Genomic DNA, 10,153 nt, shown 5'->3' with positions numbered 1-10,153 from the left:
TGCGCTTAATGCTGGCGCAGGCGCTGCACATGGGCGATGAGTGCCATAACCGCAACAACGCGGGCACCACGCTGCTGATTCAGGCGATGACGCCGGGGATTATTCAGGCAGGCTACTCCGTTGAGCAGCAGCGCGAAGTGTTTGAATTTGTCGCCAGCAGTGACTACTTCTCCGGCCCGACGTGGATGGCAATGTGTAAAGCCGCAATGGACGCGGCGCACGGCATCGAATACAGCACCGTGGTCACTACCATGGCGCGTAACGGCGTCGAGTTCGGCCTGCGGGTTAGCGGCCTGCCGGGGCAGTGGTTCACCGGCCCAGCTCAGCAGGTTATCGGCCCGATGTTCGCGGGATACAAGCCGGAAGACTCAGGGCTCGATATCGGCGACAGCGCGATTACCGAAACCTATGGCATCGGCGGCTTTGCCATGGCCACGGCCCCGGCGATTGTGGCGCTGGTGGGCGGCACGGTGGAAGAGGCTATCGACTTCTCCCGTCAGATGCGCGAAATCACGCTTGGCGAGAACCCCAACGTCACCATTCCGCTGCTCGGCTTTATGGGCGTGCCAACGGCTATCGACATCACTCGCGTCGGCAGCAGCGGCATTCTGCCGGTAATCAACACCGCGATTGCGCACAAAGACGCGGGGATCGGCATGATTGGCGCCGGGATCGTTCATCCGCCGTTTGCCTGCTTCGAAAAAGCGATTCTGAGCTGGTGCGAACGTTACTGCGCCTGACTGTCCCCTCTCCCCTCCGGGGAGAGGGTTAGGGTGAGGGGATAACGGGCACGGAGGCCCAGGTTGCCATTCAGCGCACCGACCCTCTCCCTTTAAAATGCAAAGAGAACGAACCCAACAACAATAATCACATCACCTTCTGCACTGGAACCTACACGATGAAAGAACTTGTGGTCGTTGCCATTGGCGGCAACAGCATAATCAAAGACAACGCCAGCCAGTCGATTGAACATCAGGCAGAGGCGGTGAAAGCGGTGGCAGACACGGTGCTGGAGATGCTGGCATCGGATTACAGCATCGTGCTGACGCACGGTAACGGCCCGCAGGTGGGGCTGGATCTACGGCGTGCGGAAATCGCCCACGAGCATGAAGGTTTGCCGCTCACGCCGCTCGCCAACTGCGTCGCCGACACGCAGGGCGGCATCGGCTATCTTATTCAGCAGGCGCTGAACAACCGGCTGGCTAAACGCGGTGAACAAAAAGCGGTGACGGTGGTGACGCAGGTCGAGGTCGAGAAAAACGATCCCGGCTTCGCCAACCCGACCAAACCGATCGGCGCGTTCTTTAGCGCAGAACAGCGTGATGAATTATTAAAAGCCAATCCCAGCTGGCGTTTTGTTGAAGACGCCGGGCGTGGCTATCGTCGCGTGGTGGCCTCGCCGGAACCGAAACGCATCGTCGAGTCCGAAGCAATACAGGCGCTGGCGCAGAAAGGTTTTCTGGTGATCGGCGCGGGCGGGGGCGGCATTCCGGTGGTGCTGGGTGAGGAGGGGGATTATCACAGCGTTGACGCGGTGATCGATAAAGATCTCTCCACCGCCTTGCTGGCGCGCGAGATCGCCGCCGATATTCTGGTGATCACCACCGGCGTGGAGAAGGTCTGCGTCCACTTTGGCAAACCGGAACAGCAGTCGCTGGGGCTGGTGGATATCGCCACCATGACCCACTACATGCACGAAGGCCACTTCCCGGCGGGGAGTATGCTGCCGAAGATTGTCGCCAGCCTACAATTTTTACAACACGGCGGGAAACGGGTGATTATCACCACGCCGGAATGTCTGCCTGCCGCCCTGCGTGGCGAAACGGGCACCCATATCGTCCATTGATAAGGAACGACGATGAAAGAGAATAAAAGTCGCCGTGCGTTTTTGAGCAACAGCGGCAAAATGGTCACCGCCGCCGCGCTGTTTGGCGCGACCGCGCCAATGGCCTATGCGGCTACCTCCGGCGCTGCCGTCTGCGAGACGAAGGGAACCATGAACATTACCGACAGCCATTACTATCTGGATAACGTGCTGCTTGAAGCGGGCTTTGAGTACGAGGGGGCGGTCGTCGCGCATACCCGTACCGCGCGACAGACCGTGGAGATTCAGAACGGTAAAATCGTGGCCCTGCGCGACAACAAAAACCACCCGGACGCCACGCTGCCGCACTATGACGCGGGCGGCAAACTGATGCTGCCGACCACCCGTGACATGCATATCCACCTCGATAAAACCTTCTACGGCGGCCCGTGGCGCTCGCTCAACCGCCCGGCTGGCACCACGATTCAGGACATGATCAAGCTCGAACAAAAGCTGCTGCCTGAACTCCAGCCGTACACCCAGGAGCGCGCTGAAAAGCTGATTGACCTGCTGCAATCAAAAGGCGCCACCATCGCCCGCAGCCACTGCAATATCGAGCCGGTCTCCGGGCTGAAAAACCTCGAAAATTTACAGGCGGTGCTGGCGCGGCGCAAAGCCGGTTTCGACTGCGAAATCGTTGCCTTCCCGCAGCACGGCCTGCTGTTATCGAAATCTGAACCGCTGATGCGCGAAGCGATGCAAGCCGGAGCGCACTATGTCGGCGGGCTGGACCCGACCAACGTCGATGGCGCGATGGAGAAGTCCCTCGACACCATGTTCCAGATTGCCATCGACTACCAGAAAGGGGTGGATATTCATCTGCACGAAACCAGCCCGGCGGGCGTGGCGGCGGTGAAATATATGGTGGAAACCGTGGAGAAAACGCCGGAGCTGAAGGGCAAGCTGACCATCAGCCACGCCTTCGCGCTGGCAACGATGAATGAACAGCAGGTGGATGAGATTGCCACACGCATGGCCGCGCAGCAGATCTCCATTGCTTCAACAGTGCCGATCGGCACGCTACATATGCCGCTGAAACAGCTACGCGACAAAGGCGTGACGCTGATGACTGGCACTGACAGCGCGATCGATCACTGGTCGCCGTACGGCCTCGGCGATATGTTTGAAAAAGCCAACCTCTACGCCCAGCTGTACATCCGCCCGAACGAGCAGAACCTCTCCCGTGCGCTGTTCCTCGCCACCGGCGACGTGCTGCCGCTGAATGACAAGGGTGAACGCGTGTGGCCGAAGGCGCAGGATGACGCGAGCTTTGTGCTGGTGGACGCCTCGTGTTCGGCGGAAGCCGTGGCGCGGATCTCTCCGCGCGCCGCGACGTTCCATAAGGGGCGGCTGGTGTGGGGGAGCGTGGCGTAATCCTGTAGGCCGGATAAGGCAACGCCGCCATCCGGCAGTAACGGTGTAGGTTGCCGGATGGCGCTGCGCTTATCCGGCCTACACATGCTGTCGGGAACCGATGCGTTTATCTGGGCGTAGCCCGGCCGAGGTGCCGGGGCGGCTCGTACTAAACCTCTTCAACCTCATCCAACCGCCGCTTTAACGTCTCTAGCTGAAACTCGCTAAACACCTCAACCCCATGCTGGCGCAACAGCGCCGCCGCGACCCCTTCGCCCGGCACCTTCATGCCGCGAAACGAACCGTCATGCACGTTCTGGCTGCCGCAGGTTGGGCTACCGTCGGTCAGAATCGCAAACCGACAGCCGTGGCTTTGCGCGGTTTTTAACGCCAGCCACGCCGCCAGCACGTACGGCTGCGTAACATTGCGCCCGTCGTTCTCCACCATCTGCGCGCACCCGTTCAGCACGTCATTACCCTGACCGTTAACCATCTCCGCCGACAGTCGCGGCGTCTCAAGCCCCGCCGCCAGCTCCGGGCAGTGAATAACCAGACGGCCCTCCTCACGCCATTGTTGCAGCAGGTTTGCGGTGCAGGATTTATCGGTACCGTTGTAACGCACGCGGTGCCCGGCCAGGCAGGCGCTGAGGAGGATTTTGTTTTTGGCGGTCATGGAGAACCTTGAGGATGCGTGGCAAGGCGGTTGTCGCGATGCCTGCGGCTATAGGGTAACGGAAACCAGTTGAGGTGAAAATGGGGGGAGGTGCGGATTCTGCGGCGGACGTTTGATAAGGCTTGAAAGGTAGCATGGTTCCAAAAAGCAAAAACCCAGCCATAGGCTGGGTTTTCTGAATAAGTGGTGCCCGGACTCGGAATCGAACCAAGGACACGGGGATTTTCAATCCCCTGCTCTACCGACTGAGCTATCCGGGCAACGGAGCGCATTAAACCGTAGTCGCTCACTCGCGTCAACCAAAATCAGCGAAAAGCTGTTCAACTGCTTACTATTGCGGCAATCTACGCGTTTACGCCGCGCGTTTGCACAAATCGCGCTGCCACAGGCCGGTCATCCGCGTGGGTGGGATGCTGGCCTAGGTCAGCGCGCCGTTCTGCCGGCACTGGGCGAAGCGCAGAATGTCTTCGGCCAGGCGGTACGCGGTGTCTACATCAACCTGGCTGCGATTGACCAGCATGCGGCTCAGGCAGCCTTCCAGCACCAGCTCCATCTGTTTCGCGACCATCGTGGGGTCATCCACTTCCAGTTGGGTCAGCAGCTCATGAGTGAAGTGGAACGCGTCCAGCTTCTGCTGGTTGGCGAGCTGATGAATCGGGTGCTCGGCGTCCGGGTAGAAGGTGCAGGCAGCGATAAACAGGCAGCCGGGGTAGCGGTTTTTGGTCACGCAGTTGGTCAATGCCGGATAGCGAGCCAGTAGCTTCTCTTCGGCTGTCATCTCTTCGTTGAGCATCAACTGGCGACGCCAGGTCTCTACCTGCTGGCTTAAATAGCGCAGCGCGTCATACAGCAGCGCTTCGCTGTCCGGCCAGAAGCGGCGCAGTTCATCGAGCGGACGGTCCACGCGCTCGGCCACCATTTCCAGCGTGGTGCTTGCAATCCCTTCTTGCTCCAGGAGCTGTAGGGCTTCTCCCAATACGTCTTCGCGTTGCACGGTATTCTCCTCCGTTCCCGACGGCTATCCGTCTCAAAGTGTTGTCTACGGTTGGCGATCGCGCAAATGCGCGCGAAATGCGGCGGCGTCCATAAAGCCGGTTACCCGTAGGGCGGGCTGCTCGTTGCCGTCTTCATCAAAGAAGAGGATGGTCGGCAGGCCCAGTACCTGTAAATGTTTTAGCAGCGCTACGTCCTGCGCGCTGTTAGCCGTTACGTCCGCCTGTAGCAGTACCGTATTTTGCAGTGCCTGCTGCACCTGCGGGTCGCTGAAAGTGTACTTCTCAAACTCTTTGCAGGCCACGCACCAGTCGGCGTACAGGTCGAGCATCACCGGTTTACCGCGGGCGTTAGCCAGCGCGGCGTTCAGAGACTCGACGTTGCTGATGCGGGTAAAGTTGAGATGCGCCTGACTCTGCGTGGCCGTCTGGCCAAAGACCCAATCCTGAAGCGGGCGCACGCTGATAAGCGCCGCGGCCAGCAGGATGATTTGCCCAATGCGCTGCCACGGTTTGTTCAGCCCGAGGCTGGTGATAAATGCCCAGCCGAAGAACGCCACGCCGAGCATCGACCACAGCCGCAATCCCCATACGTCGCCGATAATCCGTTCCAGCAGGAACACCGGCAGCGCGAGGATCATAAAGCCAAAGGCGGTTTTGACATGCGCCATCCACGGCCCGCTTTTTGGCAGCAGGCGGTTGCCGAATACGGTGACCAGAATCAGCGGCAGCCCCATACCCAGCGCGTACAGGTACAGCGTACCGCCGCCAAGCCACAGGTTACCGCTCTGGGCGATATACAGCAGAATGGCGCTCAGCGGCGCGGTGGTGCACGGCGAGCAAATCAGCCCGGCAATCGCCCCCATGGTGAACACGCCGCCGAGGGAGCCGCCCTGCTGGCGGTTGCTCATCAGGGTGAGGCGGGTCTGCAAGGAAGATGGCAGTTGGAGCGAGAAGGCGCCAAACATCGACAGCGCCAGCAGGATAAACACCGCCGACAGGCCGATCAGCACGTACGGATGTTGCAGCGCGGCCTGGAACTGCATCCCGGCGGCGGCCACCACCAGGCCGAGGGCGGTGTAGGTCAGCGCCATCCCCTGCACGTAGATAAAGGCCAGCAGCAGCGCGCGAGCGGTAGAGAGGCGCTGTTTACCGCCGAGGACGATGCCGGAGATCAGCGGATACATCGGCAGCACGCAGGGGGTGAAGGCGATGCCGATGCCGATTAATAGGGCCCAGAGGGCGGAGAATGGTAAGTCCGCGCTGGTGTCGCCACTCTCCCCGGAGGGGGGAAGGGCAGAGACCGCGTTCAGCGGCACGGTTCGGGTTTCCGGCGGGTAGCAGAACCCCGCGTCGGCGCAGCCCTGATAGGTCACCGTCAGCGTCGCGCCGTGGCTGGCCTGTGTCAACGTCACTGGCACCACCAGGCGTTGGCGGTAGATTTCGCTTTTGCCGTAGAACTCGTCGTTATGCGGTTCGCCTTTGGGGAGCTGTAGCGGAGCAATGCTGGCGTTGGCCGGGCTAATTTTGATCTGCTGGCGATAGAGGTAGTAGCCCTCTTTCACCTGCCAGCTCAGGTTTACGTCATGCTGGTTCTGCTGAAAATCAAAGGCAAAGGCTTGATCAGCAGGAATAAAATTGCTGCGGCCGGGTCCGTCAAATAACCCGGCGGCGAAGGCTGAGGTGCTGCACAGCAGCAGGATCAGCGTAAGGATGCGTTGAGCCATGAGAGATAATCAACATCTGCGTGAGTAACGGGTAACACTAACAATTCTGGCGTTTGGTACGGGTGATGCGCCTTCAGGCAGTCCAGCAACGCCTGCTGGTGGGCAAGATCGGTTTTTAGCAGCATTTGCACTTCATACTCCTGCTCGAGCTTCCCCTCCCAATAGTATAGCGAGGTCGCGCCGGGTAGCAGGGTGGCGCAGGCCGCTAATTTCTCTGCCAGCACTTTGGCTGCCAGGTCCTGGGCGGTGGCTTCATCCGGAGCAGTACAGAGGACCACTACAGCGTCGGGAGTGCTCATTGTAAACCTCGTTATCGATGAAAAGAGGCACTATAGCACGGCACCTGGAGAGGGTTGAGTGAATCGGGCCGCAGAGCGGCCCGACCTTAACGATTTTTACACAGCGTCACAGGGTTAGAGCATTAACCCGCCGAAGATGAAGCCGAGGATGACGCAGAGGGCAATGGCAATCACCCCCGGGATCAGAAACGCGTGGTTAAATACGTATTTGCCGATACGGGTGGAGCCGGTGTCGTCCATCTCTACCGCCGCCAGCAGCGTCGGATAGGTTGGCAACACGAACAGGGCGGAGACGGCGGCGAAAGACGCAATTGCCGTCAGCGGGGTGACGCCAAGCATCAGCGCCGCAGGCATCAGCGCTTTCGTGGTCGCCGCCTGGGAGTAGAGCAGCGTTGCGGCAAAGAACAGCACCACCGCCAGCAGCCAAGGATAGTTGTGCAGCAGATCGCCCGCTACCGCCTGAATATCGGCGATGTGCGCTTTCACGAAGGTATCACCCAGCCACGCGACGCCCAGCACGCACACGCAGGCGCTCATCCCGGACTTAAAGGTGCTGGCGTTGAGGATTTCACCGGTATCGACTTTACAGGTGATGCAGATCAGCGTGGCGATGGTCAGCATAAACACCACAATCGCTTCGTTACGCGGTAGTACCGGGTTTTGAATCAACCCTACCGTATCGCTGATGGCGGTGGCGTAGAACATCACCGCGACAATGCCGACCAGGAACAGCAGCACCGAGCGCTTAGCGTGTGGCTTCAGCTCAAAGACCTTGCTGCCGCGCAGGCGTACTTCCCCTTTGGCCAGACGCTCCTGGTACACCGGGTCGTCCTTCAGTTCGCAGCCGAGGAAGTTACAAACGATGGAGGTCAGCAGGACGGCTATCAGCGTTACCGGAATACAGATAGCCAGCAGCGTCAGGTAGCTCACGCCCATCGGTTCAAGGATACCGGCGAAGAACACCACCGCCGCGGAAATCGGCGAGGCGGTAATCGCAATCTGCGAGGCCACCACGGCGATGGAGAGCGGGCGGGAAGGGCGGATGCCCTGTTCTTTCGCCACTTCGGTAATCACCGGTAGCGTGGAGAACGCGGTGTGCCCGGTCCCCGCGAGGATGGTCATAAACCAGGTGACCAGCGGAGCGAGGAAGGTGATGTATTTGGGGTGCCGACGCAGCAGTCGTTCGGCGAGGCTGACAAGATAATCCATCCCGCCGGCGATTTGCATGGCGGCAATCGCGGCGATAACCGCCATAATGATTTCAATGACGTCAAACGGTATGGCACCGGGTTTAATTTGAAAAATCAGCGTTAGCACCAGCACGCCGAAGCCGCCGGCAAAGCCGATGCCTATCCCCCCGAGTCTTGCCCCCAGGTAGATGGCAAGAAGCACAATGACCAGTTCTGCTCCAAACATATTAGCCTTCCTTGTTTACCAAGTTGATGTGTAATTGTTGTGTTTTCGTGAATTATAGAAACAAAAAAGGCATGTCATCATGACATGCCTCAGTTTATTAGTCAGAAAGACTATTGTTCGCTTTCATCGGTATAACGCTTCGCTTTGTAGGCCGGGTGCATCAGGTTCTGCGGCGAGAAGATGTCGTCCAGCTCCGCTTCCGTCAGCAGGCCGCGCTCCAGTACCACTTCACGCACGCTCTTACCGGTTTCGGCACAGATTTTCCCGACGATGTCGCCGTTGTGGTGGCCGATGAACGGGTTCAGGTAGGTGACGATACCGATAGAGTTGTAGACGTAGCTTTCGCACACTTCTTTGTTCGCGGTGATGCCGTCGACGCATTTTTCCAGCAGGTTGTAGCAGGCGTTAGTCAGGATGTGGATAGACTCAAACAGCGCCTGGCCAATCACCGGCTCCATCACGTTCAGCTGCAGCTGGCCCGCTTCGGAGGCCATGGTGACGGTGGTGTCGTTGCCGATAACCTTGAAGCACACCTGGTTCACGACTTCTGGAACGACCGGGTTCACTTTGGCTGGCATGATAGAAGAACCGGCCTGCAGCTCCGGCAGGTTGATTTCATTCAGGCCTGCGCGCGGGCCGGAGGAGAGCAGGCGAAGGTCGTTGCAGATCTTCGACATTTTCACCGCCAGGCGTTTCAGCGAGCTGTGGACCATGACGTATGCGCCGCAGTCGGAGGTCGCCTCAATCAGATCTTCTGCCGGAACGACCGGCAGATTACTGACTTCAGCCAGTTTCTGTACCGCTAACTGCTGGTAGCCATCCGGGGTGTTCAGACGGGTACCGATGGCGGTGGCGCCAAGGTTTACTTCCAGCAGCAGCTCCGCGGTGCGCAGCAGGTTTTTGGTCTCTTCGTTCAGCAGCACGCTGAAGGCGTGGAATTCCTGGCCCAGGGTCATTGGTACCGCGTCCTGCAGCTGGGTACGGCCCATTTTCAGCACGTCCTGGAACTCAACGGCTTTACGCTGGAAGCCTTCACCTAACTGATGAATGGCGTCAACCAGCTTCACAATTGAGGCGTACACCGCGATGCGGAAACCGGTCGGGTAGGCATCGTTAGTGGACTGGCATTTGTTGACGTGGTCATTCGGGTTCAGGTACTGGTATTCACCTTTCTGGTGGCCCATCAGCTCCAGGCCGATGTTCGCCAGTACTTCGTTGGTGTTCATGTTGACAGAGGTGCCCGCGCCGCCCTGATAGACGTCTACCGGGAACTGATCCATGCATTTGCCGTTATTCAGAACTTCATCACAGGCCGCAATGATGGCATTCGCCACACCCTTAGGAATGGTTTGTAGCTCTTTGTTCGCCAGGGCCGCCGCTTTCTTCACCATGACCATCCCGCGAACGAACTCCGGGATGTCGCTGATTTTACTATTACTGATGTAAAAGTTTTCAATCGCTCTCAGAGTATGAACGCCGTAGTAAGCGTCAGCAGGAACTTCCCTGGTACCTAACAGATCTTCTTCGATACGAATGTTGTTTAGCATGTGAACCTTCTTTTGCGAGCTGCCAATGATTTCACCAAATACGCAGGATTTTTGTGGTCATGCGTTTTTCTGACCGCAGATTATTTCCTTAAACGGCCCGGTGTCCATGATCATATGCTGATGATAGCGGATTGCAGTAATCTGGATCACTTATTATCGGACGTAACTGATAAGAATTATTGATTTGTGAAATGAATCACCGCTTGACGATTGTTGACAAAAATATGGGCCGCCGCTGATTGAAATGCGGCGATTCACCACCATTTCAATTTAGTGCAGAGA

At 58.5% G+C, this 10,153-nt stretch carries 9 protein-coding genes and 1 tRNA gene; 3 read left to right on the top strand and 7 right to left on the bottom strand.

Annotated features, from left to right (window positions below):
* The 3 genes from ACW14G_RS09875 to ACW14G_RS09865 all read left to right on the top strand — a co-directional run.
* The coding region (locus tag ACW14G_RS09875) for a DUF1116 domain-containing protein (protein ID WP_455648573.1) at positions 1-740 on the top strand (740 nt) is incomplete at its 5' end.
* A gap of 158 nt (positions 741-898) precedes the next feature.
* Positions 899-1,846 (top strand): carbamate kinase family protein, encoded by a 948-nt coding sequence (locus tag ACW14G_RS09870; RefSeq protein ID WP_419057353.1) that lies wholly within the window; start codon positions 899-901, stop codon positions 1,844-1,846.
* A 12-nt stretch (positions 1,847-1,858) separates the two neighbouring features.
* A complete protein-coding gene (locus ACW14G_RS09865) occupies positions 1,859-3,238 on the top strand; it encodes an amidohydrolase family protein (protein WP_419057354.1) in 1,380 nt (459 codons plus the stop codon).
* A gap of 148 nt (positions 3,239-3,386) precedes the next feature.
* Here ACW14G_RS09865 and ACW14G_RS09860 read toward each other — a convergent pair whose 3' ends face one another.
* From ACW14G_RS09860 to aspA, 7 genes are all read right to left on the bottom strand, one after another.
* Positions 3,387-3,890, bottom strand: coding sequence for a DUF523 domain-containing protein (locus tag ACW14G_RS09860; RefSeq protein ID WP_419057355.1), 504 nt, complete (start codon positions 3,888-3,890; stop codon positions 3,387-3,389).
* 184 nt (positions 3,891-4,074) lie between these two features.
* Positions 4,075-4,150: transfer RNA gene (locus tag ACW14G_RS09855), tRNA-Phe, on the bottom strand.
* A gap of 158 nt (positions 4,151-4,308) precedes the next feature.
* The gene (locus tag ACW14G_RS09850) at positions 4,309-4,884 is read right to left on the bottom strand and encodes a transcriptional regulator (RefSeq protein WP_223803461.1); all 576 of its coding nucleotides are present in this window, start codon (positions 4,882-4,884) and stop codon (positions 4,309-4,311) included.
* Positions 4,885-4,929: 45 nt separating this feature from the next.
* Complete coding sequence (locus ACW14G_RS09845; protein WP_249022438.1) at positions 4,930-6,609, bottom strand: protein-disulfide reductase DsbD; 1,680 nt, start codon at positions 6,607-6,609, stop codon at positions 4,930-4,932.
* Positions 6,585-6,908, bottom strand: a complete 324-nt coding sequence (cutA, locus tag ACW14G_RS09840; RefSeq protein WP_064546792.1) for a divalent cation tolerance protein CutA — start codon at positions 6,906-6,908, stop codon at positions 6,585-6,587. The genes ACW14G_RS09845 and cutA overlap by 25 nt, the downstream gene beginning before the upstream one ends.
* A gap of 114 nt (positions 6,909-7,022) precedes the next feature.
* Positions 7,023-8,324 carry an anaerobic C4-dicarboxylate transporter gene (locus ACW14G_RS09835; protein ID WP_163447342.1) on the bottom strand — a complete coding sequence of 434 codons (1,302 nt, stop codon included), beginning with the start codon at positions 8,322-8,324 and terminating at the stop codon, positions 7,023-7,025.
* Positions 8,325-8,434: 110 nt separating this feature from the next.
* Positions 8,435-9,871 carry an aspartate ammonia-lyase gene (gene aspA, locus ACW14G_RS09830; RefSeq protein WP_163447343.1) on the bottom strand — a complete coding sequence of 479 codons (1,437 nt, stop codon included), beginning with the start codon at positions 9,869-9,871 and terminating at the stop codon, positions 8,435-8,437.
* Between the last annotated feature and the right edge of the window lie 282 nt (positions 9,872-10,153).

Source organism: Kluyvera sp. (genome assembly GCF_965301105.1).
This window is presented reverse-complemented; position numbering and strand designations above follow the sequence as displayed.

Bases quoted from the DNA above. Each gene is read 5' to 3' on its own strand.
- ACW14G_RS09870 (WP_419057353.1), top strand. From the start codon at position 899: ATGAAAGAACTTGTGGTCGTTGCCATTGGCGGCAACAGCATAATCAAA.
- ACW14G_RS09865 (WP_419057354.1), top strand. From the start codon at position 1,859: ATGAAAGAGAATAAAAGTCGCCGTGCGTTTTTGAGCAACAGCGGCAAA.
- ACW14G_RS09860 (WP_419057355.1), bottom strand. From the start codon at position 3,890: ATGACCGCCAAAAACAAAATCCTCCTCAGCGCCTGCCTGGCCGGGCAC.
- ACW14G_RS09845 (WP_249022438.1), bottom strand. From the start codon at position 6,609: ATGGCTCAACGCATCCTTACGCTGATCCTGCTGCTGTGCAGCACCTCA.
- cutA (WP_064546792.1), bottom strand. From the start codon at position 6,908: ATGAGCACTCCCGACGCTGTAGTGGTCCTCTGTACTGCTCCGGATGAA.
- ACW14G_RS09835 (WP_163447342.1), bottom strand. From the start codon at position 8,324: ATGTTTGGAGCAGAACTGGTCATTGTGCTTCTTGCCATCTACCTGGGG.
- aspA (WP_163447343.1), bottom strand. From the start codon at position 9,871: ATGCTAAACAACATTCGTATCGAAGAAGATCTGTTAGGTACCAGGGAA.